Source organism: Pinisolibacter sp. DMC100, from assembly GCF_056313705.1.
Genome location: NZ_JBQUZT010000005.1, coordinates 126,190 through 152,016, shown reverse-complemented (window position 1 = coordinate 152,016; position 25,827 = coordinate 126,190). Strand labels below are relative to the sequence as shown.

General features: G+C 68.8%; 22 protein-coding genes. 10 read left to right on the top strand and 12 right to left on the bottom strand.

What is annotated here, in order from left to right:
* Positions 1 to 2 precede the first annotated feature (2 nt).
* Positions 3 to 356: a DUF6476 family protein gene (locus ACT541_RS17220; protein WP_476138332.1), complete on the top strand. Its 354-nt coding sequence runs from the start codon at positions 3 to 5 to the stop codon at positions 354 to 356.
* Here ACT541_RS17220 and ACT541_RS17215 read toward each other — a convergent pair.
* The 4 genes from ACT541_RS17215 to ACT541_RS17200 all read right to left on the bottom strand — a co-directional run bounded on the left by ACT541_RS17215 (position 343) and on the right by ACT541_RS17200 (position 7,780).
* Positions 343 to 984, bottom strand: coding sequence for a 4'-phosphopantetheinyl transferase family protein (locus tag ACT541_RS17215; RefSeq protein ID WP_476138331.1), 642 nt, complete (start codon positions 982 to 984; stop codon positions 343 to 345). The genes ACT541_RS17220 and ACT541_RS17215 overlap by 14 nt on opposite strands.
* Positions 981 to 1,454, bottom strand: coding sequence for a GNAT family N-acetyltransferase (locus tag ACT541_RS17210; RefSeq protein ID WP_476138330.1), 474 nt, complete (start codon positions 1,452 to 1,454; stop codon positions 981 to 983). Before ACT541_RS17210 ends, ACT541_RS17215 begins: the two co-directional genes overlap by 4 nt.
* Positions 1,454 to 5,569 carry a Pls/PosA family non-ribosomal peptide synthetase gene (locus tag ACT541_RS17205; RefSeq protein WP_476138329.1) on the bottom strand — a complete coding sequence of 1,372 codons (4,116 nt, stop codon included), beginning with the start codon at positions 5,567 to 5,569 and terminating at the stop codon, positions 1,454 to 1,456. Before ACT541_RS17205 ends, ACT541_RS17210 begins: the two co-directional genes overlap by 1 nt.
* Positions 5,570 to 5,878: 309 nt before the next feature.
* Positions 5,879 to 7,780: a propionyl-CoA synthetase gene (locus ACT541_RS17200; protein WP_476138328.1), complete on the bottom strand. Its 1,902-nt coding sequence runs from the start codon at positions 7,778 to 7,780 to the stop codon at positions 5,879 to 5,881.
* Between the two features lie 245 nt (positions 7,781 to 8,025).
* Between ACT541_RS17200 and ACT541_RS17195 the strand changes: the two genes are divergently transcribed.
* Positions 8,026 to 8,787 carry a sulfite exporter TauE/SafE family protein gene (locus tag ACT541_RS17195; protein WP_476138327.1) on the top strand — a complete coding sequence of 254 codons (762 nt, stop codon included), beginning with the start codon at positions 8,026 to 8,028 and terminating at the stop codon, positions 8,785 to 8,787.
* A gap of 67 nt (positions 8,788 to 8,854) precedes the next feature.
* Here ACT541_RS17195 and ACT541_RS17190 read toward each other — a convergent pair whose 3' ends face one another.
* Positions 8,855 to 9,034, bottom strand: a complete 180-nt coding sequence (locus tag ACT541_RS17190; RefSeq protein WP_476138326.1) for a YdcH family protein — start codon at positions 9,032 to 9,034, stop codon at positions 8,855 to 8,857.
* 310 nt (positions 9,035 to 9,344) lie between these two features.
* Here ACT541_RS17190 and ACT541_RS17185 point away from each other — a divergent pair, with 310 nt between their 5' ends.
* The 6 genes from ACT541_RS17185 to ACT541_RS17160 all read left to right on the top strand — a co-directional run bounded on the left by ACT541_RS17185 (position 9,345) and on the right by ACT541_RS17160 (position 13,187).
* Positions 9,345 to 9,551 (top strand): YdcH family protein, encoded by a 207-nt coding sequence (locus tag ACT541_RS17185; protein ID WP_476138325.1) that lies wholly within the window; start codon positions 9,345 to 9,347, stop codon positions 9,549 to 9,551.
* 85 nt (positions 9,552 to 9,636) lie between these two features.
* Entirely contained in the window at positions 9,637 to 10,134 is a 498-nt protein-coding gene (purE, locus tag ACT541_RS17180; protein ID WP_476138324.1) for a 5-(carboxyamino)imidazole ribonucleotide mutase, read from the top strand.
* Positions 10,127 to 11,230, top strand: a complete 1,104-nt coding sequence (locus tag ACT541_RS17175) for a 5-(carboxyamino)imidazole ribonucleotide synthase (protein ID WP_476138323.1) — start codon at positions 10,127 to 10,129, stop codon at positions 11,228 to 11,230. Before purE ends, ACT541_RS17175 begins: the two co-directional genes overlap by 8 nt.
* A gap of 251 nt (positions 11,231 to 11,481) precedes the next feature.
* Complete coding sequence (gene rpsU / locus ACT541_RS17170) at positions 11,482 to 11,712, top strand: 30S ribosomal protein S21 (RefSeq protein ID WP_333825715.1); 231 nt, start codon at positions 11,482 to 11,484, stop codon at positions 11,710 to 11,712.
* A gap of 182 nt (positions 11,713 to 11,894) precedes the next feature.
* Positions 11,895 to 12,740 (top strand): tetratricopeptide repeat protein, encoded by an 846-nt coding sequence (locus ACT541_RS17165; RefSeq protein WP_476138322.1) that lies wholly within the window; start codon positions 11,895 to 11,897, stop codon positions 12,738 to 12,740.
* Between the two features lie 177 nt (positions 12,741 to 12,917).
* Positions 12,918 to 13,187 (top strand): bacteriocin, encoded by a 270-nt coding sequence (locus tag ACT541_RS17160; RefSeq protein WP_476138321.1) that lies wholly within the window; start codon positions 12,918 to 12,920, stop codon positions 13,185 to 13,187.
* A 148-nt stretch (positions 13,188 to 13,335) separates the two neighbouring features.
* Here the strand turns inward: ACT541_RS17160 and pntB are convergent, their stop codons facing one another.
* The 7 genes from pntB to ACT541_RS17125 form a co-directional block, all read right to left on the bottom strand.
* Positions 13,336 to 14,742: a Re/Si-specific NAD(P)(+) transhydrogenase subunit beta gene (gene pntB, locus ACT541_RS17155; RefSeq protein ID WP_476138320.1), complete on the bottom strand. Its 1,407-nt coding sequence runs from the start codon at positions 14,740 to 14,742 to the stop codon at positions 13,336 to 13,338.
* Between the two features lie 12 nt (positions 14,743 to 14,754).
* Positions 14,755 to 16,326, bottom strand: a complete 1,572-nt coding sequence (locus ACT541_RS17150) for a Re/Si-specific NAD(P)(+) transhydrogenase subunit alpha (RefSeq protein WP_476138319.1) — start codon at positions 16,324 to 16,326, stop codon at positions 14,755 to 14,757.
* Between the two features lie 231 nt (positions 16,327 to 16,557).
* The gene (locus tag ACT541_RS17145) at positions 16,558 to 16,692 is read right to left on the bottom strand and encodes an aa3-type cytochrome c oxidase subunit IV (RefSeq protein ID WP_476138318.1); all 135 of its coding nucleotides are present in this window, start codon (positions 16,690 to 16,692) and stop codon (positions 16,558 to 16,560) included.
* A 169-nt stretch (positions 16,693 to 16,861) separates the two neighbouring features.
* Positions 16,862 to 18,223, bottom strand: coding sequence for an ABC1 kinase family protein (locus ACT541_RS17140; RefSeq protein ID WP_476138317.1), 1,362 nt, complete (start codon positions 18,221 to 18,223; stop codon positions 16,862 to 16,864).
* Between the two features lie 92 nt (positions 18,224 to 18,315).
* On the bottom strand, positions 18,316 to 18,744 hold the full coding sequence (locus ACT541_RS17135) for a type II toxin-antitoxin system death-on-curing family toxin (RefSeq protein ID WP_476138316.1): 429 nt from the start codon (positions 18,742 to 18,744) through the stop codon (positions 18,316 to 18,318).
* Entirely contained in the window at positions 18,741 to 18,965 is a 225-nt protein-coding gene (locus tag ACT541_RS17130; RefSeq protein WP_476138315.1) for an AbrB/MazE/SpoVT family DNA-binding domain-containing protein, read from the bottom strand. Before ACT541_RS17130 ends, ACT541_RS17135 begins: the two co-directional genes overlap by 4 nt.
* A 349-nt stretch (positions 18,966 to 19,314) precedes the next feature.
* Positions 19,315 to 21,156 carry a M3 family oligoendopeptidase gene (locus ACT541_RS17125; RefSeq protein ID WP_476138314.1) on the bottom strand — a complete coding sequence of 614 codons (1,842 nt, stop codon included), beginning with the start codon at positions 21,154 to 21,156 and terminating at the stop codon, positions 19,315 to 19,317.
* A 230-nt stretch (positions 21,157 to 21,386) separates the two neighbouring features.
* On the opposite strand from ACT541_RS17125, the gene ACT541_RS17120 reads away from it, so the two are divergent.
* Positions 21,387 to 22,961 (top strand): sigma-54-dependent transcriptional regulator, encoded by a 1,575-nt coding sequence (locus ACT541_RS17120; protein ID WP_476138313.1) that lies wholly within the window; start codon positions 21,387 to 21,389, stop codon positions 22,959 to 22,961.
* Between the two features lie 106 nt (positions 22,962 to 23,067).
* Positions 23,068 to 25,599 carry a L,D-transpeptidase family protein gene (locus ACT541_RS17115; protein ID WP_476138312.1) on the top strand — a complete coding sequence of 844 codons (2,532 nt, stop codon included), beginning with the start codon at positions 23,068 to 23,070 and terminating at the stop codon, positions 25,597 to 25,599.
* Positions 25,600 to 25,827 lie beyond the last annotated feature (228 nt).

The window sequence follows — 25,827 nt, the reverse complement described above, 5'->3', positions numbered from 1 at the left end:
CGATGACCAATCCGAATTTCGAAGACGAAGAAAAGCCCCTCGACGCCGCCCAGCTCCGCCTGCAGGCGAGGCTCAAGAGGCTCTTGATGGGCTCGACGCTGGTGATGGTGGTCGGCTTCGTCGCCGTCTTCGCCGCGATCTTCTATCGCGTCACCCGCGTCGATGTGAAGCCCGCCGTCGCCGATCACCCCGTCGTCGCCGAATTGCCGCTGCCCGAGGGCGCGAAAGTGACGTCGTCGCGGCTCGAGGGCGACCGCCTCCTCGTCACCATGGAAGGCCCGAAGGGCGCCACCGTGCTGATCGTCGACGTCGCCACCATGAAGGCGATCCGCCGCCTCGACCTCAACGCCCGCTGACGTCGGCCTCGGCGAAGGCGATCACCACGATCTCCGTGCTCTCGTGGACGCGCAGCGACAGCCGGTGCCCGCTCGCCGTCCAGGCGGCGAGCGAGGGCAGGTCGACGCGGATGTCCTCGTAGTCGAGCACCCGCCCGATCACCGGATGCACCGCCTTGTAGACCGCCTCCTTGGCGCAGAAGGCGATGCGATCGGGCGCCTTGAACAGCGCGTCACGCCAGCGGTCGCGCGGATCGAGCACCAGATCCCACACCTCTTCCGGCAGCGGCTCGGCCGGTTCGGCGTCGATGCCGAGGAGGCCGATGCGGTCGGCCCGCGCGATCGCCGCGACCGCGGTGCTCTCGTCGTGGGCGAGCGACCCGACCATGCCCTTCGGCCAGACCGGCGCGCCGAAGGGCGTGCGGCCGATCACCGGCGCCGCCACGCCGTGGACCGAGAGCAGCTCGCGCGCCAGCGCCCGCACCGCACCGCCGGCCGCCAGCCGCGCCGCGTTGGCGCCGTCGAAGGCGCGCCTCTCGTCGGCATGCAGAAATCGCGAATCGTCGATGTCGATGGTGCCCGCGGCGATCGAGACACCGGCCGGCGCGATCGCGCCGAGTGCCCGGGACAACTGATCGATACGCCTCATCGCGTCTCCCGCCGGTCCGCGCCGGCGAGATCCAGCACGGCGATCTGTTCGCCGTCCTCGTCCAGTCCGGTCTCGACGAAGCCGGCCGACGCGTAGAGCCGCCGTGCCGCCTCGTTGTCGGGCATGTAGCAGATTTCGACGCGCCGAACATGGGCGAGTCCCGATATTTCAGTGAGGACCGCGGCGAGCGCCCGCCGCCCGTGGCCCTGCCCTTGAGCGGCGCGATCGATCATGAAGCGGTAGATCTTGGCGGTGCCGGAGGCTTCCGGCGCCTCGTACATCAGGAAGCCGACCAGCCGATCGCCCGCCCGGATCGCCCGCGGCCGGGCATCCGCGTCGTGTTCGGCCTCGGCGAGGGATTCGGCGTTGGTGGCGACCCAGTCGGCCTGTGCCTCGGCGGTCGAAAGCGCCTCCAGCGCGGCGCGATCGGCCGCCCGGACCGGTTCGACGACGATGCGCCCCTCGCCCATCACGCCTCCTTCGACGCCTCGCCCGGCACCTCGGCCGCGGGCCGCGCGATGCGGCGCTGCGGCTTGGCGGGGTTGCCGCCCCAGACCTCGTAGTCGCCGATCGCCTCGCCCTTCATCAGGAAGCTGTCGGGCTCCACCACGGCCCGCTCGCCGACCGTCGTGCCGTAGTGGACGAAGGCCGCCGGCGCCAGCGTGGCGCCGCGCCCGATGCGGATGCGGTCGGACTTGAAGGCGCCCTCCTCGAGCGAGTGGGCCTGCATGATGGCGACGAAGTTGAGATTGGCGTAGTCGCCGACCTCGACCAGCGTGCGCTCGGTGGTGATGGCGCCACCGTCCCACACCATGCGCCCGACCTTCATGCCGAGCATGCGCAGCACCAGCGAGCGGAAGGGCGTGCCGGCGAAGAGCCGCGGCACCGGCGAGTCCGACAGTTTCCAGTGCCGCTCGTGGCTCCAGAAATAGGGATCGTAGATCGTCGCGATCTTCGGCGCGAGCGGCCGGAACCACAGGCTCAGCCGCTCGACCAGCGTGTAGAACAGCACCATCGCCAGGAAGTCGACACCCGAACCGACCCACAGCGCGACGACGCCGATGTCGTAGTACCAGTCGAGCACGTAGTCCCACATCACCAGCGACGCCCACACCACGAACCAGTGGCTCGCCAGGAACATCAGGATAGTCGCGAAGTTGTGCCGGTTCTTGCGCGAGAGACGCTTGAGACGGGTCGCCTCGTCGATGGCGCCGATCAGCGCCTTGTCGCTGTCGACCATGCGCGGGATCTCGAAGGCCGGCGCGCCGAGCAGGCCGACGTTCTCGCGCACGGGTCCGTCGATCGGGATCATCACCTTGGTGGCGAGCAGCACGTTGGCGCCGGTCTTGCCCTCGGGCGGATAGTGGATGTCGTTGCCGAGATAGTTGCGATCGCCGACCCTGGTCGGCAGCACGCAGAAGGACGACGCCGACTTGTGCAGGTTGATCAGCGACAGGCCGTCGGAGACCATCGTGCCGGCGCCGATCTCGCAGAACAGCGGATTGTCGTGGATCTGGTTGGTGCCCATGTTCGAGCCGGTCTGCTCGACCTTGCCGAGCTTCCAGCCGATGGCGCGGATGTAGTGGACGACGGCCGAGCTGTCGCCGAACAGCAGGTTCAGGATCCGCGAATTGGAGACCGACGACACCAGCGTCTGCGCCAGATGGTGGATGCCGTAGAGCGAGTAGACCCTGCCCGGCACCAGGAACGGCCGGACGAGCCGCGGCACGACCGTCGCCACCACGAAGGAGCCGGCGAGCGAGCCGAACACCACCGCCAGCGACGCCCAGAACACCGAGGCCGACAGATTGGCGTCGCTGTTCTCGGCGAGGTGCTCCCACCACGACAGCGCGAGCAGCGGCGTCGGCATCATCACCGCGACCAGCAGGAAGAGCTGGAACGCCTCGAACACCGTGCGCTGCAGGAGCGTGCTCGGTACGCTCTCGATCGGGCAGTAGTCGGCCGTGGTCGGCACCGCCGGCACGCCGTGGGCGCGCCCGCCCGCCGGGATCGACTGACCCGACTGCAGGCACGAGGCATGGCCGAGCTGGGCGCCGTCGCCGATCTCGGTGTGGATGTCGAGCACGCTCGCCTCGCCGACGAAGGCGTTGGCACCGATGGTGATCGGCCCGACGTGGATGAAGTTCGACTGGCCGCGATAGCCGAGCAGCACGACCTCCTTGCGCAGGATCGTGTCGTCGCCGATCGAGATCATGTCGGTGCACACCGGCACGGTGCGGCACTCGAGCACGACGTTGCGGCCGATCTTGGCGCCGAGCAGCTGGAGATAGACCGAATAGAGCGGGCTGCCGCGGAAGATCGTCACCGGCGCCAGCCGCGTCATGGTGGCGACCACCCAGAAGCGGAAATAGGCGAGCGACCAGATCGGGATCTTCTCCGCCTTCCAGCGCCCGATCAGCGCCCATTTGAGCGCGATCGACAGGGCCGTGAGGCCGAAGAAGCCGCCCAGTGACACCAGCACCGCCCGCATGTAGAGCACCGGCAGCTGTTCGTAGACGTCATAGATCCACTCGAGCCCGATGTCGGCCGCCCAGGCCATCAGCCAGCCGTAGGCGAGGTAGAAGCCGAGCTGCAGCGCGCCGCAGGTCCAGTAGGAGAGGACCGACGGCGTGTGGAACGCCTCCTCGACCTCGGCGATGTCGCCCTCGCGCCCGAGCGCGTCGACATGGGCGGCGAGACGGGCGACGGTCGGGTTGAGATAGACGTCGCGCATCGACAGCGGCGGCAGATCGGCGAGCGCCCGGAGCTTCGCCGTCACCCGCGCCATCAGCAGCGAGTTGGCGCCGAGTTCGTCGAAGAAGTGATCCTCGACCGACACCGCCTCGAGCCGGAGCACCTCGGCGATCACCGCGGCGAGCTTTTCTTGCGTCGGCGTCGAGGGCGCGACCATCGGCCGTTCCGACGTCAGACGCGCCCCCTTGGGCGGCGGCAGGCGACGGTGGTCGGCCTTGTTGGAGACGGTCATCGGGATGACGTCGAGTTCCTCGAGGAAGGCCGGCACCATGTAGTCGGGCAGCCGCGCCTTGAGCGCGTGCACGAGGTCCTGTTTCGTCGGCTTCTCGAGGCCGGTCTTGGGCGCGAAATAGCCGACGAGTTCGACCTGACCGGGGACCGGCTCGAAGGTCGTGACCGCCGCCTGCGCCACCTTCGGATGATCGAGCAGGACGGATTCGATCTCGCCCAGTTCGATGCGGTGGCCGCGGATCTTCACCTGGGTGTCGATGCGGCCCTGATACTCGATCTCGCCCTCGGCGTTGATGCGGCCGAGGTCGCCGGTGCGATAGATCCGCGCCGACGGATTGTGCGGGACGCCGGCGAAGTCGGGGATGAACTTCTGCGCCGTCAGATCCGGGCGGTTGAGATAGCCCCGCGCTAGGCAGATGCCGGCGAGGCCGATCTCGCCCTGCTCGCCGTCGGGCATCAGCATCGGCTCGGTCGGATGCAGGATCACCGCCGCGTAGGAGGGCAGCGGCGTGCCGATCGTCACCGGCTTGTCGGGGACGAGTTCGGTCAGCGTCGCGGTGACGGTCGCCTCGGTCGGTCCGTAGGAATTGAGGATGCGCCGGCCGGTGCGATACCAGCGCACGACGAGATTGTGCGGACAGGCCTCGCCGCCGACCAGCAGGATGCGCAGCAGCGGCACGTCGCTCTCGATCGTCGACAGGAGCGTCGGCGAACAGGCGATGAAGGTGATGGCGCGGGAGCGCAGATAATCCGCGAGTTCCTCGCCGAGCAGCGTCGTCCCCGCCGGACCCGGCACGATGGTGCAGCCCGCCATGAAGGGCGCCCAGGTCTCCTCGACCGAGAAGTCGAAGGCGACGGTCATGCCCTGATAGACGCGGTCGTCCGGGCGATAGCCGTAGGTCGCCGCCGCCACCCGGACGAAGTTGCAGATCGAGGGATGCTCGATCACCACGCCCTTCGGATTGCCGGTCGTGCCCGAGGTGTAGAGGATGTAGCAGACGGTGTCTTCGACCGGCCCGGTCTCCTCGACCGTCGGCGCCAGCGGCGACTGCGCCGCGATCTCCTCGCCGATCGTGTCGATCGTCAGGCTGGGCACGCCCATCGTCGCCAGCCGCTCGTCGAACATCGACACCGAGACCACCAGCCCGATCTGCGAATCCGCCAGGATGTAGGCGATGCGATCCGGCGGAAAGGCGGTGGCGAGCGGCACGTAGGCGGCCTTGGCGCGCAGCACCGCGAGGAGCCCGACATAGGTCTCGATCGAGCGGTCGAGCAGCAGTCCGACGCGGTCGCCGGGCTTCACGCCGCGCGCCATCAGCACCCGCGCCAGCCGGTTCGCCTCCTCGTCCACCTCGCGGTAGGTCCAGATCCGGGTGCCGGTGTCGACCGCCGGGCGCGCCTCGAAACGTCGCGCCGTCGCCGCGAAGAGGTCTTCGAGACGATCCTCCGGCCCCGCCCAGGGCGCGCCGCCCGGAGCCGTCAGGATGGTACCGGGCTTCGCTGCGCCCAGGGTGCCGCCGCCCGCCGTCAACGGATCGGCGGCGGCGTCCGCGCTGATCGTGGCGGCCGGGTCCTGGGTGTCGAGACTGTCGAAATTCATCGGGCGACGCTCCGGTCCGCGAGGGCTGCGGACCCGAATACGGAACGATCCGACCTCCCGGTCGGTTCCGAGCGCCCGGCCACGCCGGATCGATGCCGACGCACCGCCCCCGCATGTCGCCCCCGAGCGTCGCCGGACAAGCCCCCCATGCCCGACGGCGGCATTCTTAGAGGAGGCCGTTTTGCTTGAAAAGAGACAGTTTTACATTGGAGAAAACAAAAACGGCATCGATCCCGAAACGACGAAAGGGGCCGCGGCGAACCGCAACCCCTTTCGCAACTTCGTGTCGTACCGCCTGAACGATACCCGTCAGACGCCGATGCCACGCTCGCGGATCGCCGCCTCGATCTCTTCGAGCACCGAGGCGTCGTCGATCGTCGCCGGCATGTTCCATTCCTGGTGATCGGCGATCTTCTGCATCGTGCCGCGCAGGATCTTGCCGGAGCGGGTCTTGGGCAGACGATCGACGGTGATCGCCACCTTGAAGGCCGCGACCGCGCCGATCTTGGCGCGCACCAGCGCCACCAGCTCCTTCTCGAGCGTCTCGGCGTCCTTGGTGACGCCGGCCTTGAGCACGACGAAGCCGCAGGGCATCTGGCCCTTCATCTCGTCGTGGACGCCGATGACGGCGCATTCGGCGACGTCCGGATGCGAGGCGAGCACCTCTTCCATGCCGCCGGTCGACAGGCGATGGCCGGCGACGTTGATGATGTCGTCGGTGCGGGCCATGATGAAGAGGTAGCCGTCCTCGTCCATGAAGCCCGCGTCGCCGGTCTTGTAGTAGCCCGGGAAGTCGATCAGGTAGCTGTCCTTGAAGCGCTGGTCGGCGTTCCACAGGGTGGGCAGGCACGAGGGCGGCAGCGGCAGCTTGATGACGATCGAGCCCATCTCGCCCGGCTTCACCTGATGCATGCCGTCGTCGACGATCTGCACGTCGTAACCCGGCATCGGCACCGTTGGTGAACCGTACTTGACCGGCAGGAGGCCGAGGCCGACCGGGTTGCCGGCGATCGCCCAACCCGTCTCGGTCTGCCACCAGTGATCGATCACCGGCACCTTGGTCTGGTCTTCCGCCCACTTCACCGTGTCCGGATCGGCGCGCTCGCCGGCGAGGAACAGGGTACGCAGCGACGAGATGTCGTACTTCTTCAGGTACTCGCCGTTCGGGTCTTCCTTCTTGATCGCGCGGAAGGCGGTCGGCGCGGTGAAGAAGCCCGAGACCTTGTACTCGGAGATGACGCGCCAGAACGTGCCCGGATCGGGCGTGCCGACCGGCTTGCCCTCGAACACGATGGTGGTCGCGCCGTAGAGCAGCGTCGCGTAGCAGATGTAGGAATGGCCGACGACCCAACCCACGTCGGACGCCGCCCAGAACACCTCGCCCGGCTCGATGCCGTAGTGGTTCTTCATCGTCCAGTAGAGCGCCACGGCATGGCCGCCGTTGTCGCGCACCACGCCCTTCGGGCTGCCCGTCGTGCCCGAGGTGTAGAGGATGTAGAGCGGATCGGTGGCGGCGACCGGGACGCAGGGCACGTCACGGCCCTTGTTGGTCTCGACCAGCGCGCCGAGGTCGTGATCGCGCGGCGCCTTGAGCTCGGCGGCCACCTGCGGACGCTGGGTGACGAAGACCGCGTCGGGCTTGTGGACCGAGAGCTCGATCGCCTCGTCGAGCAGCGGCTTGTAGGGCAGGACCTTCTTGCCCTCGATGCCGCAGGAGGCGGTGATGATCGCCTTCGGCTTGGCGTCGTCGATGCGGGTGGAGAGCTCGCGCGGAGCGAAGCCGCCGAACACCACCGAGTGGATCGCGCCGAGACGCGCCACGGCGAGCATGGCGACCAGCGCTTCCGGGATCATCGGCATGTAGACGATGACGCGGTCGCCCTTGACCACGCCGACGTCGGCGAGCGCCGCGGCGGTCGCCTGCACGCGCTCCAGCAGTTCGGCGTAGGAGATCTTCGCCTTCACGCCCGTGACCGGGCTGTCGTAGATGATCGCGTCCTGCTGCGCGCGGCCGTTCTTGACGTGGCGGTCGACGGCGTTCCAGCAGGTGTTCATCTCGGCGCCGACGAACCAGCGGCCGTAGGGACCGGAGGAGGGATCGAACACCTTGTCCCAGGGCTTCACCCAGTCGATGCTCTTCGCGGCTTCCGCCCAGAAGGCTTCCGGATCGGCCTTCCAGCTCTGGTAGACTTCGGCGTAACGGCTCGTCATGGGCTCTCCTCCGCTTCCGATCGTGGCGCGCTGCATCCCGATCGGCTCCGCGAGTGCTTTGTCACCCGGCGCGCCTGCCCCGCAATTCTACGTTCGACTACGCTTCCCGCGGCAATTCGCCTTGTGCCGGATCGACGTCGCGAAGCGGTGTCTCGGGAACGACTTTCGTCGATCAGGGAAAACCGCTAGAGACTACGACCTTCGGCGCAGGCCCCTCCCCGCGCCCGAGCCCCGAGAGCCCCGTCATGATCACCCAGGACGCCGCCTTCCTCCTCGCCGCCGTGCCGGCCGCCATGCTGGTCGGCCTGTCGAAGGGCGGGCTGCCGATGGTCGGCATGCTGGCGGTGCCGATCCTGGCGCTGGTCGTCCCGCCGGTCCAGGCCGCGGGCCTCCTGCTGCCGATCTTCGTCGTCTCCGACATGTTCGGCCTGTGGGCCTGGCGACGCGAGGTCTCGCGCCGCAATCTCGAGATCCTCATCCCCGGCGCCGTCGTCGGCGTCGGCCTCGGCTGGCTGACCGCGACGATCGTGCCGGAAGACGCCGTGACGCTCGCCGTCGGTCTGATCGGCCTCGCCTTCTCGCTCGACCGCCTGCTGACCATGGGCCGCGAACGCCCCGTGCGCCCCGCCGACGTGCCGCGTGGCCTGTTCTGGGGCGCGGTCACCGGCTTCACCAGCTTCGTGTCGCATTCGGGTGCCCCGCCCTATCAGGTCTACGTCCTGCCGCAGCACCTCTCCAAGGTCGCCTTCGCCAGCACGACGACCGTCTTCTTCGCCGTCGTCAACGCGGTGAAGCTGATCCCCTACTGGGCGCTCGGCCAGCTCTCGCTCGACAATCTGAAGGCCGTCCTGATCCTGATCCCCGCCGCCGTCGCCGCGACCTTCGCCGGCGTGCGGCTGACGAAGATCGTACCGGACAAATTGTTCTTCCGCCTGATCGTCATCGCGCTGGCCGTCGTCTCGCTGAAACTCGTCGTCGACGGCGCGCGCGGCCTGATGCAGGTCTGAGGGCGAAAACGAAAACGCCGCGGACCCTGTCCGCGGCGTCGACATGCCTCGATGGAGGAAGCTCCCCTCAGTGCAGCGTACCTTCGCCGCGGAGCTTGTTGATCTCGTCCTTCAGCTGCAGCTTGCGGCGTTTCATCTCGGCGATCGCGAGAGAGTCGCTGCTGGGATGGGCGATGGCGTCCTTGATCTTGGTCTCCAGAGCGGCATGACGGCGTTCGAGTTCCGCGAGATGCGATTGGATGGACATTGGCGATGCCTCCGTCGTTGGAACCTCACGTCGTCAGCATGTCACAAATCCTCCGGCGCGCAACGTCGACGCGTCGATTCGCAGATCCGGCAAATGCCGGATTGCTCGACGCTTTTTTGATGGTGCGACGCACACTCAACGAAAGTTGATTCCAATCGGTTCGCGTCGACGCGACGGCATGGCCGCGTGCGGCATATCCCCTTTTGCCGCGCGATGCTCTATGCTGCGGCGAACGGCGGCTCCCAGCCGCTTCGTATCGGTCACAGCCCGCGGCGCCCGCTGCGCCGCTCGGTCGGGAAATTGCTCGCCCATGACGGAAGACGAAGAAGACGACATCCGCGCCGAGCTCGTCCATCTGCGCCAGGAGCACCGCGATCTCGACAGCGCCATCGCCGCGCTGGTCGACAGCGGGCGGGGCGATCATCTGACGATCCAGCGCCTGAAGAAGAAGAAGCTGGCCATCAAGGACCAGATCAATCGGCTCGAGGACCGCCTCGTCCCCGACATCATCGCCTGACGATGCGTCGGCGGGCGGCTTGCGCCGTCCGCCGCCTTCGCCTATACGGCGCGCTTTCCCGACCTATCCACGACGCGAGGGCTCGATGGCCTCCTCTACTCCGCCGGTCGCCATCATCATGGGCAGCCAGTCCGATTGGGAGACCATGCGCCACGCCGCCGAGACGCTCGACGCGCTCGGCGTCGCCCACGACGCGCGCATCGTCTCCGCCCACCGCACCCCCGAGCGCCTCTTCGACTTCGCCCGCTCGGCCAAGGCCACGGGCTTCAAGGTGGTGATTGCCGGCGCCGGCGGCGCCGCCCACCTGCCCGGCATGTGCGCCTCGATGACGCCGCTGCCGGTCTTCGGCGTGCCGGTCGAGAGCAAGGCGCTGAAGGGCAAGGACAGTCTCCTGTCGATCGTGCAGATGCCGGCCGGCGTGCCCGTCGGCACGCTGGCGATCGGCAAGGCCGGCGCGGTCAACGCAGCCCTCCTCGCCGCCGCCGTGCTGGCCCTCACCGACGAGGCGCTCGCCGAGCGGCTCGACGCCTGGCGCAAGCGCCAGACGGAGGCGGTCGCCGAGCGGCCGGTCGATCATGTCTGAGGCCTCGTCCAGTCGCGGCCCCGTCCGCACGATCGGCATCCTCGGCGGCGGCCAGCTCGGCCGCATGATGGCGCTGGCCGGCGCCCGCCTCGGCCTGAAGTCGTTCGTCTACTGCCCCGATCCGGAGAGCCCCGCCTTCGACGTCGCGGCCGCCCATGTCGTCGCTCCTTACGAGGACGAGACGGCGCTCGCCGCCTTCGCGGCCTCGGTCGACGTCGTCACCTACGAGTTCGAGAACGTGCCGGCGGCCACCGCCGCCTTCCTCGACGCCCGCGTCCCCGTCCGCCCCGGCACCCGCTCGCTCGCGGTGTCGCAGGACCGGCTGGCGGAGAAGACCTTCCTCTCCGAACTCGGCATCGAGACCGCGCCCTTCCGCGCCGTCGACACCCGCGCCGACCTCGAGACGGCGATCGCCGAGATCGGCTTCCCCGCCGTGCTCAAGACCCGCCGCTTCGGCTACGACGGCAAGGGTCAGGTCAAGATCGCCGATCCCGACGACCTCGATCACGCCTTCGAGGCGATGAAGGGCCAGCCGGCGATCCTCGAGGGCTGGATCCCCTTCCGCCGCGAGATCTCGGTGCTCACCGCCCGCGGCCTCGACGGCGCCACCGTCGTCTGGGACGTGCCGGAGAACGAGCATTCCAAGCACATCCTGAAGTACTCCCGCGTGCCGGCGGAGCTGAAGCCCGACACCGAGGCCCGCGCCCGGGCGATCGGCGCGGCGGTGGCGACCGCCCTCGACCACGTCGGCGTGGTGGCGGTGGAGCTCTTCCTGCTCGACACGCCCGCGGGCGAACGGCTGGTCGCCAACGAGATCGCGCCGCGCGTCCACAACTCCGGCCACTGGACCGAGAGCGCCTGCCTCCTGTCGCAGTTCGAGGCGCACATGCGGGCGATCGCCGGCCTGCCGCTGGGCTCGGCCGAGCGGCACTCCGATGTGGTGATGGAGAACCTGATCGGCGACGACGCCGCCGACCCGGAACGTTTCCTCGCCGAGCCGGGCGCGAGCCTCCATCTCTACGGCAAGGCGGAAATCCGTCCCGGCCGCAAGATGGGCCACGTTAATCGGATCCGACCGCGCAGCGACCGAAACTGACCCCTCCACGACCGACCCGACGACCGGGAGAGCGCTGCTTTCGGCGTTTTTCCTCCCGTTTGTCGGTTCGCCGTGTGGACATCTCCGATCGATTCTGCTACTCGTCCGCCACTTCGCGAGCAGCGCCTCCGGCGAGGCTCGGCCGTGCCCATTCCGAAGACGTCGACGCCTTCGCTCGGTTTACCGAACGGCGTCGGTCATTCGAAATCGGCGCGGGACGGCTCAACGACTGACCAGATGGGATCGAACGCGTGCAGGTTCTCGTCCGCGACAACAACGTCGACCAGGCTCTCAAGGCGCTCAAGAAGAAGATGCAGCGCGAGGGTATCTTCCGCGAGATGAAGCTCCGCGGCCACTACGAGAAGCCCTCCGAGAAGAAGGCTCGCGAAAAGGCCGAAGCCGTCCGCCGCGCCCGCAAGCTCGCCCGCAAGCGCGCCCAGCGCGAAGGCCTGCTGCCCGGCAAGCCCGCCGCCAAGCGCTGATCCCGCCGTCCGCGGCCGGTCGATCTCGACCCATGGAACCGTGACGTGGGCAACCCGCGTGACGGTTCTTCGCGTTTGATCTAGGATCGCGCTGCGTCGGGATCGTCGTTTCGGCCCTGGCCCGTGCCGGCGGTCTCCGGCGATCCACCCCGCTCCCGGTCGCCGTTCCCCACGAGGCTCCCATGACGTCGTCGTTGCTCCGCCGTTCGTCCCTCGCAGCAGCCCTGCTCGGCGCCCTGGCGCTCTCGGGTTGCGGTGGCTCCGACAGCGGCTGGTCCTCGGCCGGTGGCTCGGCGACCCAGGATCTCGGCGCCGGTTCGGCCGCCAACATCTCCTCGCTCTCCGAGGTGATCCGCACCAACCCGCGCAACGCCGACGCCTACAATCTGCGCGGCACGGCCTATGCGCGCTCCGGCGACGCCAAGGCGGCGCTGGCGGATTTCGACACCGCCCTCAAGATCGACCCCGGCATGTACCGCGCCTGGGCCAACAAGGGCCTCGTCTTCCGCCAGATCAACCGCAACGATCTGGCGATCCAGGCCTATGACCAGGCCCTCGTCATCAAGCCGGACTATGCGACCGCCCTGCTCGGCCGCGGCAACGTCTTCCGCCTGATGGGCCAGAACGAACGTGCCATCGCCGACTTCAACCAGGCGATCCGCGTCGACCCGCGCAATGCCGGCGCCTATCACGACCGCGCCCTGATCAAGCAGGCGATGGGCGACCGCTCCGGCGCCATGGCCGACTATTCCGCGGCGATCGAACGCGACGCCTCGGCGCCCGAGCCCTTCAACGCCCGTGGCCTGCTCAAGGCCGCCGACGGCGACCTGCGCGGCGCGCTCAACGACTTCAACGGCGCCCTCAACAACGACCTGAACTACGGCGAAGCCTGGATCAATCGCGGCGTCGTCGAAGAGCAGCTCGGCGACCGTCAGGATGCCCAGGCCTCCTGCAGCCGCGGCGTCGCGCTGGTGCCGCAGTCGCAGATCGGCCAGGACTGCATGAAGCGGCTCGCCGGCCGGGTCTGATTTTTCGCTTTTTTCTCGAGAATTTGCACACCCGGTCCACCATCGGGCGTTGCGGCGGCGTGTGTTCGATGAAACAGTCGGGCAACGTAGGCCGTCGCCGGCCGACGCGGTGTCACAATTCGACCGCGAAATGCGGCGACACCTATGTTCGTCATTTCCGTCGGGAGGAGTACGCCCATGATCAAATTCGTCGCCCCCCTCGCCGTCGCGCTCGCCCTGGCCGGCTGCTCGACCACGTCCCAGACCGACCGCACGCTCGGTGGCGCCGCCATCGGTGCCGGTGCCGGCGCCCTGATCGGCGCGGCGACCGGCGGTGGCACCGGCGCGGTGCTCACCGGTGCGGCCATCGGCGGCGCCGGCGGCGCCATCGTCGGCGCGGCCACCACGCCGAAGCGTTGCTGGGCCCGTGACGACTACGGCCACCGCTACCGCGTCGCCTGCCCCTGAGCACGACGTGACCGCCCGCGCCGGGCAACCGGCGTGAGGCATCCCATGAAGACGAAGAGCCCCGCATCGACCGATGCGGGGCTCTTTCGTTGTCGTCGGCAGGAAGGACGGCCGGGCGCGGATCGAAACGACCCACGCCCGGTCACGCTCAGACGTTCTTGGCGACCTCTTCCAGCATCTTCTTGGCGTCGCCGAACAGCATCCGGTTGTTCTCCTTGTAGAACAGCGGATTGTCGATGCCGGCGTAGCCCGAGGCCATCGAGCGCTTCATGACGATCGAGGTCTTCGCCTTCCACACCTCGAGCACCGGCATGCCGGCGATCGGCGATGTCGGATCCTCCTGCGCCGCCGGATTGACGATGTCGTTGGCGCCGATGACGATCGCGACGTCGGCCGCGGGGAAGTCCTCGTTGATCTCGTCCATTTCCATGACGATGTCGTAGGGGACCTTGGCCTCGGCCAGCAGCACGTTCATGTGGCCCGGCATGCGGCCCGCCACCGGATGGATGGCGAAGCGCACGTCGACGCCCTTGTCGCGCAGCTTGCGGGTGATCTCGTTGACCGTGTGCTGGGCCTGCGCCACCGCCATGCCGTAGCCCGGAACGATGATGACGCTCTTGGAGTCGTTGAGGAGCTCGGCTGTTTCTTCCGCCGAGATCGCCGTGACCTCGCCCTGCGGCTGCGCCCCGTCGGAGGCCGCGACCGTGCCGCCGCCCGAGCCGAAGCCGCCGGCGATGACCGAGATGAAGTTGCGGTTCATCGCCCGGCACATGATGTAGGAGAGGATCGCGCCCGACGAGCCGACCAGCGCGCCGGTGACGATCAGGAGGTCGTTCGACAGCATGAAGCCGGTCGCCGCCGCCGCCCAGCCCGAGTAGCTGTTCAGCATCGAGACGACGACGGGCATGTCGGCGCCGCCGATCGCCATCACCATGTGGACGCCGAAGGCGAGCGACACGGCGGTCATGACGAAGAGCGCGAAGAAGGCGACGAGGCCCGACTGCGAGCCGACGAAGACCCAACCGAAGACGATCACCGCGATCAGACCGGCGAGGTTGATCCAGTGGCGCGCCGGCAGGAGCAGCGGCTTGCCGCCGATCTTGCCCGAGAGCTTGCCGAAGGCGACGATCGAGCCGGAGAAGGTCACCGCGCCGATCAGGATGCCGACGTAGATCTCGATCTCGTGGATGGTCTTTTCCGCCGGGGTGGCGAAATGGGCCGAGGGATCGATCCAGCTGGCGAAGCCGATGGTGCAGGCGGCGAGACCGACGAGGGAGTGCATCAGCGCCACGAGTTCGGGCATCTGCGTCATCTGCACGGTCTTCGCGGCATAGAGGCCGACCGCGCCGCCGATCGCCAGCGCGATCACGATGAAGACCACGCCGACGCCGGTGACGCCCGGTCCGAAGACCGTGGCGAGCACGGCGAGCGCCATGCCGATGATGCCGAACCAGTTGCCGCGTCGCGCCGATTCCGGGTGCGACAGGCCGCCGAGCGACAGGATGAAGAGAATGGTCGCTCCGATGTAGGAGACGGTCACAAGTCCGAGAGACATCGCTCGTTCTCCTTACTTTCGGAACATCGCCAGCATGCGCCGGGTCACGGCGAAGCCGCCGAACATGTTGACCGCCGTCAGCGCGATGCCGACGAAGGCGATCAGTCCGATGAGGATGCTCGGACGTCCGGGCGGGGCGATCTGTACGAGCGCGCCGATGCAGATGATCGAGGAAATCGCGTTGGTGACGCTCATCAGCGGCGTGTGCAGCGACGGCGTCACGTTCCACACCACCATGTAGCCGACGAAGCAGGCCAGCACGAAGACCGTGAAGTGGCCGAGGAACACCACCGGCGCATAGGCGCCGACCAGCGCGAAGAGGACCGCGCCGACACCGAAGGTGATGGCGAGCGACTTCATGTCCATCGGCTCGCCCGAGCCGTGACCGTGGCCCGACGCCTTCTTCTCGACGACGGCCGCGGCCGGCTTCGGCGGCGGCGGGACGGGCAGCTTGAGCGGCGGCGCCGGCCAGGTGATCTCGCCCGCCTTGACGACGGTCAGACCGCGGATCGCGTCGTCGTCCATGTCGACGACGACGTTGCCGTCCTTGGCCTTGCACAGCTCCTCGGTGAGGCGCAGGAGGTTCGTCGCGTAGAGCGTCGAGGACTGCTTGGCGAGCCGGCTCGCCATGTCGGTGTAGCCGACGATGGTGACGCCGTGGCGCACCACCGCCTCGCCCGGAACCGTCAGCTCGCAGTTGCCGCCCTGCTCGCCGGCGAGGTCGACGATGACCGAACCCGGCTTCATCGAGGCGACCATCTCGGCAGAGATCAGCTTCGGCGCCGGCTTGCCCGGAATGAGCGCCGTCGTGATCACGATGTCGGCGTTCTTCACTTCCGTGGCGTACATCTGACGCTGCGCGGCGAGGAAGCCCTCGGACATGACCTTGGCGTAGCCGCCGCCGCCCGAGCCCTCTTCCTCGTAGTCGACCTTGACGAACTCGCCGCCGAGCGACTTCACCTGATCGGCGACCTCGGCGCGGGTGTCGTTGGCGCGCACCACGGCGCCGAGGTTGGCCGCCGTGCCGATCGCCGCCAGACCGGCGACGCCGGCACCGGCGATGAACACCTTGGCCGGCGGGATCTTGCCGGCGGCGGTGATCTGGCCGGCGAAGTAGCGGCCGAAGGCGTTGGCCGCCTCGATCACCGCGCGATAGCCGGTGATGCCGGCCATCGAGGTGAGCGCGTCCATCTTCTGGGCGCGCGACAGCTGACGCGGCAGGCAGTCCATGGCGAGCACGGTGACGCCGCGCGCCTTGAGGATCTCCATCAGCTCCGGGTTCTGCGCCGGCCAGACGAAGGAGATCAGTGTCGCGCCGTCCTTCAGCATCGCCACTTCGTCGGGCGTGGGGGCACGCACCTTGAAGACGACGTCGGCACCGGCGAGAAGCGCCGCGGCACCATCGACCAGCGTCGCGCCGGCCGCCTCGTAGAGCTCGTCGGGGACGTCGGCCGCGGCGCCCGCGCCACGCTCGACGCTGACGGTGAAGCCGAGCTTGATCAGCTTCTCGACCACCTCGGGCACCGTCGCGACGCGACGCTCACCCGCAAAGGTCTCCTTGGGTATTCCGATGTTCGAGCTCATGATGGTCTCATCCGTTCTCGTCATGTCGTCGAATGTCGTGCCGCGCCGTTCCGATGTCGGCAGGCGTGCATGGCGCCTATCGGCGCCGCGCCCCGGTCTTCCCGGTGGCACGACGCTCCTGGCGCTCGCGTTGCGTCTTCGCCCCCGAAGTGTCGTCGTCGATCGCGCCCCCTCTGGTCGTCGCGGACGGCGCCGCCGCCGTCCGGATAGCCGGCGGCGCGCCCGAAGAGCTCAATGCCTCAGCAGGAAGATCGCCATCAGGGCGAGAACGACCACGATCGATCCCGTCGCCCAACGCAACAGCGTCAGGAAACCGGCATAGGTCTGCTCGTGTTCGGCGAAACGGCTCGTGTCGTGTCCGGCCATGGTGTCCTCTCCCCCGAGTCTTTCGAGGCCCTCGTCGCGGGGCCATGATGAAATCATCGAAGCAGCAGTCACGGCCGAACGCAACGACGAAGTCGCAGCGTCCTGCGAAAGGCGGAATTCGCTCTTCGCCATGCTCCGACTGGCATTTTCGCCGCAGCGCAAAAAGCTGTCACTGCCCCGCGGAGAGCAATTCGCAGGTGCGAAGCGCGGCAGATTGACGCTCGTGGAGACGAGCCGCCTGGAATTCTTCGATCGCCGTCTCGAACAGGCGATGGAAGTTCAGTTCCGCGTCGAGATGGATGAAGACGCCGCCGAGCCCGAGCGCGGCGCGGTCCATGAAGAGGAACTCGCGCGGCGGCGTGACCGGCCCGTGCGTCTTCAGCGCCTCGGCCACCGCCATCGCCTGCGCCCGGCCGAACTCGATCGGCGAGACGCCCTCGGCGATCTTGCGGGTGCGGTCGGTGAGGAGCGGCCCGTAGAGGAAGCGCGCCCAGATGTCGAGCGTCTCCATCAGCTCACGCGTCAGGTTGCGGAAGCCCCAGGCCTCGTAGGCCGCCGCCACCCGATCGCGGTCGTCGTGGAGGAGACCGCGGTAGTGCTCGATCACCGCCTCGACGAAGTGGACGGGGAAGATCCGCACACAGCCGAAGTCGAGCAGGTTGACGCCGCCGACCTCACCGCCCTCCTCGAAGGCGGCGTAGTTGCCGAGATGCGGATCGCCGTGGATGACGCCGAAGCGGCAGAAGGGATGCCACCAGGCGCGGAACATCGCCTCGGAGATGCGGTTCCGCACCGCCTGCGACGCCTCCTTGTGAGCGAGGAGCCCGCGGCCCTCGAGCCATGTCATCGTCAGCAGACGACCGGTCGAGAGTTCGTCGACCGGCTCGGGGATGCGCACGGTGGGATCGTCGCCATGAATCAGCCCGTAGAGCCGCATGTGGCGGCGCTCGCGCTCGTAGTCGAGTTCCTCGCGAATGCGTTCGCCGATCTCGGCGGCGATCTCGGTCGTGTCGATCTGCGGCCGCAGCCGCCGCATCAGCGCGAAGACGCCGGAGAGCTGCGAGAGATCCGCCTCCACCGCCGAGGCCATGTCGGGATACTGCAGCTTGACCGCGAGCCTACGCCCGTCGTGCGCCACCGCCCGGTGCACCTGCCCGAGCGAGGCGGCATGCGCCGGTTCGTGCTCGAACTCGGCGAAGCGGCTCGCCCAGTCGGGACCGAGTTCCGCCTGCATCCGCCGCTTGACGAAGACCCGCCCCATCGGCGGCGCATGCGCCTGGAGACGGGCGAGTTCGGCCGCCCATTCGGCCGGAATGGCGTCCGGAATGGTGGAGAGGAACTGCGCCACCTTCATCAGCGGCCCCTTGAGGCCGCCGAGCGCCTCGGCGATGAGTCGCCCCTCGCGCGCCGGATCACCGCCGCCGATCAGCCGCCCGCCGGCGATTCTGGCGGCCGCCGTACCGACGTCGACCCCGATGCGGGCATGACGCAGCACGCGCCCGGCAAGCGAATTTCTCTCGTCGTCGGCCATGGGGTCCTCGCATGCGGCGGCTCTCGCCCGACAATATGGGGTGGGCGGCGGCACAGGCGAAGAGGGGGAGCCGTCACGACCGCGCGAGCGGGTCAGCCGTCCGTGGGCCAGCGGTCGCGGATCCAGCGGGCGAAACTCTCCTCCGAGACGAGCCCGGCGGCGAGATCGAGCACGATCCGCGTCGCCTCCGCCGGCGGCGGGGCGAAGCGGACGCCGTTCTTGCGCAGGAAGAGCATCATGGCGACGAAGGCGGCGCGCTTGTTGCAGTCGACGAAGGGGGGGTTGCGCGCGATACCGAAGGCATGGGCAGCGGCGAGCATCGCCAGATCGACGCCCTCGTACTCCCATTTGTTGCGCGCACGGCCGAGCGCCGACTCGAGCACGCCGCGATCGCGGATGCCCGCCGGTCCGCCGAAGCGCGCGATCTGCCGCTCGTGCAGCGCGATCACCTCCTCGACCGTCAGCCAGACGGGGCCGTACCCCGCCTGCCCGACGTCGGAAAATCCGAGCACCCCGGTCATTTCGCCAGTTCCCGGAGCGTGTCGCGGTACTCGTCCATGATCTCGTCGACCATCGCCATCGAGCGCTCGAAGTCGGGATCGTAGGGCGTCAGCCGCAGCCCGCCCGCCCCGTCCGGCACGACGTGCAGCGTGGCACCGGGCGCGAGGCCGAGCTTCGCCACGAGCTCCTTCGGCAGGATGAGCCCGGTCGAATTGCCGATCTTCTTCACTTCGAGCTTCATGGCGGCGTCCTCGCGATCCGTTCAACGAAACGTATAACGCAGAGTTCTGTTATACACAATGTTGAACGGAGCCGATACCGGCGGATCGACGGCGGGGCGGGGGTCGAGAAGCGATGCCGTGCGCATGGTGCGCGATGCTTCGAGACGGGCGACCGCAGGTCGCCCTCCTCAGCATGAGGCCCATGTGTTCGTATCGAATATGAAAAACGCCTCATGCTGAGGAGGCGTTCGCAGAACGCCGTCTCGAAGCATCGCGCACGGCCTCGATACACGCTCCCCGAAGCCCCCCGAAACGCCGACGGCCGAGCTCTCGCCCGGCCGTCCCGTCTCGTCGAAGGCCCGAAAGCCCTCAGGCCTCCATCGCCTCGAGCTCGTCGATCAGGCCCTCGATCACCGAGAGGCCGATCGACCAGAACTGCGGGTCGGTGGCATCCAGCCCGAAGGGCGCGAGCAGGTCCTTGTGATGCCGCGTGCCACCGGCCGAGAGCAGGGCGAAATACTTGTCCTCGAAGCCGGCCGGGTTCTTCTGGTAGGCGCCGTAGAGCGAGTTCACCAGACAGTCGCCGAAGGCATAGGCGTAGACGTAGAACGGCGAATGGATGAAGTGGGAGATGTAGACCCAGAAGGTCTCGTAACCCTCCGCCAGCCGGATCGACGGGCCGAGGCTCTCGCCCTGCACCTCCATCCAGAAGCGGCAGATGTCGTCGGCGGTCAGCTCGCCCTCGCGGCGGGCGGCGTGGACCTTGCGCTCGAACGTGTAGAAGGCGATCTGGCGCACGACCGTGTTGATCATGTCCTCGATCTTGGAGGCGAGCATCGCCCGCTTCTCCTCCTTCGTGGCGGCGTCCGCCAGCAGCGCGCGGAAGGTCAGCATCTCGCCGAAGACCGACGCGGTTTCCGCCAGCGTCAGCGGCGTCGGCGCCATCAGCGCGCCGTTGGGGGCGGCGAGGAGCTGGTGCACGCCGTGGCCGAGCTCGTGGGCGAGCGTCATCACGTCGCGCACCTTGCCCATGTAGTTGACCAACAGATAGGGGTGCGCCGACGGCACGGTCGGATGGGCGAAGGCCCCCGGCGCCTTGCCCGGGCGGGTCGGGGCATCGATCCACGGATTGTCGAAGAACTTCTTGCCAAGATCGGCGAGCTTCGGCGAGAAGCGGCCGTAGGCCGAGAGCACGGTCGAGACCGCCTCGGCCCAGGGGATCGCCCGCGACGGCGCCGAGGCGAGCGGCGCGTTGCGGTCCCAGTGCTCGAGCTGCTCCTTGCCGAGCCACTTGGCCTTGAGCGCGTAGTAGCGATGCGACAGCTTCGGGAAGGCGCCGCGCGCCGCCTCGACCAGCGCCGCGACCACTTCCGGCTCGACCCGGTTGGAGAGGTGGCGGGCGTCGGCGAAGTCGCCGAACTTGTGCCAGGTGTCGGAGATCTCCTTGTCCTTCACCAGCGTGTTCATGATCAGCGTGAAGGTGCGCAGGTTCGCCTTGAAGGTGACCGCGAGCGCCTCCGCCGCCTGCCGGCGCCGGGCCTCGTCGCCGTCCTGCAGACGGGCGAGCGTCGGCTCGAGCGTCAGTTCCTCGTCGCCGACGCGGAAGCGCAGAGACGCCACCGTCTCGTCGAAGAGCCGCGTCCAGGCCGCCGCGCCCGTCACGTATTTCTCGTGGAAGAGCTGCTCGATCTCCTGCGAGAGCTGATGCGGCTTCTCCTTGCGGATGTCCTCGAGCCACGGACGGTAATGCCCGAGCTGCGCGTCCGTGGCGATCAGCGCGTCGATCGCCGCATCCTCGATGCGGTTGAGCTCGAGTTCGAAGAACAGGAGCCGCGTCGTCGCCCTGGTCAGCCCGTCCTGCACGTCGCCGTAGAACTTGGCGCGCTCGGGATCGGTGGTGTCGCCCGAGTAGACGAGACCGGCGAAGGACGCGACCCGGCCGAGGAGATCCTGGATCGCTTCGTATTCGACGACGAGCGACGCGAGTTCGGCGGCATCGCCGGCCGAAACGAGCGCCGCCAGCTTGCCTTCCGCTCGCGTCTGGAAGGCGCGGCAGCGCTCTTCGGCGCGAGTGAGATCGGCCTTCACCTCCGGCCCGTTCATCGACGGATAGAGATCGGAGAGATCCCATTCGGGCATCGGCCCGAAGGGACCGTCGCCGCCGGCACCGGCGGCCTTGTCGTGGACGGCGGAGGGGAAGGACACGGTCATGGCGGATACCTCGTCGCGGCGGCGACGCAGCGCCGGCCGGGTTGGAAACGGTCGACCATCCATATCGGGTTCGCGCCTGCGGCTTCAACCGTCCCGAGGCGTTTCGTTTCGCGACACCTGCGACGGTGAAGAACGGGGACGACGGCCTCGCGTTAACCTCTGGTCAACCTCCCCCCGCCACGATCGACCCGAATCGAGACGAATCCCTTAAGCGGAGTGATCCCCGCGTCATGGCCGAGCGCATCCTGATCTGCGACGACGATCCCATCCAGCGCCGCCTGCTCGAGGAGGCGGTCCGAAGGTTCGGTCATCTGCCGATCGTCGTGGAGAGCGGCGTCGAGGCGCTCGCCCGCATGACCGGACCGGAGGGGCGCGGCGTCGCCCTGGTGATTCTCGATCTGGTGATGCCCGATCTCGACGGCATGGCCGTGCTCCTGAAGCTGCGCGAGTCCGGCGTCTCCGTCCCCGTCATCGTCCAGACCAGTCACGGCGGCATCGACACCGTGGTCTCGGCGATGCGCGCCGGCGCCTTCGACTTCGTCGTGAAGCCGATCTCGCCCGAACGTCTCCAGGTCTCGATCCAGAACGCGCTGAAGTTCGGCGCCCTCGAGGACGAGGTGGCGCGCGCCCGGCGCACCGTCACCGGCACCCTGACCTTCGAGGATCTGGCGACCTCCTCGCCCTCGATGGAACGCGTCATCCGCCTCGGCCGCCGCGCCAGTTCCTCCAACATTCCGATCCTCGTCGAAGGCGAGAGCGGCGTCGGCAAGGAACTGATCGCCCGCGCCATCCAGGGCTCGTCGGACCGCCGCGCCCGCCCCTTCGTCACGGTGAACTGCGGCGCCATCGCCGAGAACCTCGTCGAGTCGATCCTCTTCGGCCACGAGAAGGGCGCCTTCACCGGCGCCGTCGACAAACACGTCGGTAAGTTCCAGGAGGCCCACGGCGGCACGCTCTTCCTCGACGAGGTCGGCGAACTGCCCCCCGAGGTGCAGGTCAAGCTGCTGCGCGCCATCCAGGAAGGCGAGATCGATCCGGTCGGCTCGCGCAAACCCGTGAAGGTCGACTTCCGCCTGATCTCGGCGACCAATCGTTCGCTGCTGGAGATGACCAAGGAAGGCCGCTTCCGCGAGGATCTCTACTACCGCCTCAACGTCTTCCCGATCTGGATCCCGCCGCTGCGCGACCGCCGCGAGGACATCCCGGCGCTGGTGAAGACCTTCGTCGCCCGCTTCGCGGCGGAAGAAGGCCGCCGTCGCCTGATCGGCGTCGACCCGCAGGCGATCGCTCTGCTCGAGAGCTACGACTGGCCCGGCAACATCCGCCAGCTCGAGAACGCCGTCTTCCGCGCCGTGGTCCTCTCCGACGGACCGTGGCTGACGGTCGACGAGTTCCCCCAGATCGCCGCCCAGGTCGGCAACGCGCCCGTGTTGCCGCGACACCACAGGCTGGTGGCGATCGACGGTGGAGCGAAGGCGACGGGCGAGACGATGCGCGACGAAAGCCTGCGTTCCCGCATCGAGACCGACGCCCAGCCGGTCATGACCGGCTGGTCGCCGAGCGCCGCCGGCCTGACCTCCGGATCGGGGCCAACGCCTTTCGGCTTCTTGCGTTCTCTCGATTCCGACGGCCACGTCCGCGACCTCGCGGCGATCGAGGAAGAGATGATCAAGGTGGCGATCGACCACTATGGCGGTCGCATGACGGAGGTCGCCAAGCGGCTCGGAATCGGCCGCTCGACCCTCTATCGCAAGCTCAAGGAATATGGTTTGGAGGAAGGGTCCGGCGTCGAAGCGGCCGAGTGATTTCGGGATCACGCGTCTGTTTGTTTCCCGGACGTCAATCACGTCATATCGTCGCAGTTCGCGGGCCTCCTGGACCGATTCGAAGCCTTTCGGGGGTGGTGGGAAGATGAAGTCCGTCGGGTCCTCGCTGCTCCTGGGAGCACTTCTGGCCTCCGTCGCCGTCCTGCCGCTGCGCGCGGCGGACGAGACGGCGCGTGCCGACGCGCCCGTCACCGTCGACGCGGCCGCCGCAACGCCGCCCGACGCCGACACCGACCTCCTCACCGGCTCGATCGCCGCTCTGAACGGCGCGGGCTCCGGCGGCCTGAAGCCGCTCGCCCCGCGCGACGGCGCCGGCCTGCGTCCGATCGAGGAAGGCCGCAAGAGCGCCGCCGCCGGCGACATGCCGCGCCCCGAGGCGCCGCGCCCACCGGCCACCCACGCCGAGGCGACCGAGGCCCCCAAGCCCGCGGCTCCCGTCGCCGAGGCGCCGAAGCCGGCCGAGCCGACGGCCCCCGCCGTCGCCGCCGAAGCCCCGAAGCCCGTCGAGACCGCCCCCGCGCCGATCGCCGCCGAAGCGCCGAAGACCGAGGAGAAGCCCGTCGCGGCCGAAGTGCCGAAGGCGGACGAGAAGCCCGTCGCCGAGACCGCGGCTCCGGCCGCCGAGGCGGTTGCCGCTCCGGTCGAGGCCGCGTCCCCGGCCGCCGAGGCGCCGAAGACCTTCGAGACCGCCGCTTCGCCGAAGCCCGCCGACGAACCGGCCGCGCCGGCCGTCGCCGCGACGCCCGCCGCCGAGCCCGCGAAGCCGGCCGAACCGGCCGTTGCCGCCGAGACCCCCAAGGCCGAGGCGAAGCCGGTCGCCGAGACGCCCGCCGTGGCCCCCACGCCGGTCGTCGCCGAACCGGCGAAGCCCGCCGAACCCGCGCCGCTGCCGACGGCGAGTGCGCCGGCGCCGACCGCCGAGCCCGTCGCCGCCAAGGCCGCCGAACCCACCCCCGAGGCACCGAAGCCGGTCGCGACCGCCCCCGAGGCGCCGAAGCCGGTCGCCGCGGTGATCGTGCCCGAGACCGTCGCCACCACGCCGGCCGCGCCGGTCGCGGCCCCCGCCGACAAGGTCGCGACGCCGGCGACCGATGCCGCCATCGCCGCCGCCGAGGACGAACGCGCCGTCGCCGAGGCGATGGAGAAGGCCGCGCCGAACGCCGCCCACAAGGCCGGCACCGCCGACGAGCGTGCCGAGCGCGCCGCCGCCCTCGCCTTCTATCGCGAACGCCAGTGGCGTCCGCTCTTCGTCGGCCGCACCGACCTGACCGAGGAGGGCCGCGCCCTCGTCGCCGCCATCGCCGTCGCCGACCGCGACGGTCTCGAGCCGCGCGACTACGTCGTGCCGAAGCTCCAGGCGACGACGCCCGAGGCCCGCGCCGCCGCCGAATGGGCGACCGCCGAGACCGCGCTGCGCTACGTCCGCCATCTCGCCTCCGGCCGCTTCGATCCCGGTCGTCTGTCCGACCTCGTGACGCCGACGCTGCCCCGCCCCGACCCGGCCGCGGTGCTGCGCGCCCTCGGCTCCGGCGGCGACGTCACGGCGAAGATCGCCGACTACGCACCGCCGCAGGAAGGCTATCGCCGCCTCAGGACCGAACTCGCCCGCCTGCGCGGCGAGGTCGAGACGCCGGTGGTGCGCCTGCCCGACGGGCCGCTGATCAATCCCGGCCAGAAGGACCAGCGCGTGGCGCTGCTGCGTGAACGCCTCGGCGTCACCGCGACCGCCACCGATGCCGATCCCCAGACCTACGACACCGTGCTGGCCGACGCCGTGAAGGCCTTCCAGCGCGAGCGCGGCCTCGTCGCCAACGGCAAGGTCGGCAAATCGACGGTCGCCGCCCTCAACGACGAGGCGCAGGGCAACGGCGGCAAGATCGCCGAGGTGGTCGTCAACATGGAGCGCTGGCGCTGGCTGCCGCGCGACCTCGGCGAGCTCCACGTCTTCGTCAACGTGCCCGACTTCCACCTCGACGTGATGAAGGCCGGCAAGTCGATCCACCACGCCCGCGTCATCACCGGTCGGCCGGAGAACCAGACACCGATCTTCTCGGAGACGATGAAGCTCGTCGTGGTGAACCCCTATTGGCACGTGCCGCAGTCGATCATCCGCAAGGAGATGATGGGCAAGCTGCAGTCGGGCAGCCGCCTCGGCGGTTCCTTCGAGGTCGAGGTCGGCAACCAGACCGTCGATCCGGCCTCCGTCGACTGGGCGACCGTCGACCCCAGCCGCGTCGCCATCCGCCAGCGCCCCGGCGACGGCAACGCGCTCGGCAACATCAAGTTCCTGTTCCCGAACAAGCACTCGGTCTACATCCACGACACCTCGTCGCGCGGCCTGTTCGCCCAGACCTACCGTGCCCTGTCGCACGGCTGCGTCCGCGTCCACGAGCCCTTCGCCTTCGCCGACGCGGTGCTCGGCGAGGAGCCGAGCGGGCTCGGCGGCGCGCAGTTGAAGAAGATGATCGGCCGCGGCGAGCAGCAGATCAATCTGAAGCGCCAGGTGCCGGTCCACATCACCTACTTCACCGTCTTCGTCGACGACGCCGGCCAGGTGCAGACCCGCCGCGACGTCTACGGCCACGACGGCAAGATGCGCCGCATCCTCGGCCTCTGAGGCGCCGCGCGATCCGTTCGAGAGCCCGCGTGTCGGTCGAACCCGGCGCGCGGGCTTTTTTTTTCGAACCGCATCCGACGCGACGAATCGACCCTTTCGGCGGGCCCCGCATGGAGTGCCGTGGCGCGAAAGGCACACGCCACCTCGGATTTCCGCCACATCGTCGGGCGATGTGCGACAAATTCGCACACTTCGGCATCCTGCGGAGGGTGAACGCATTCCTTACGA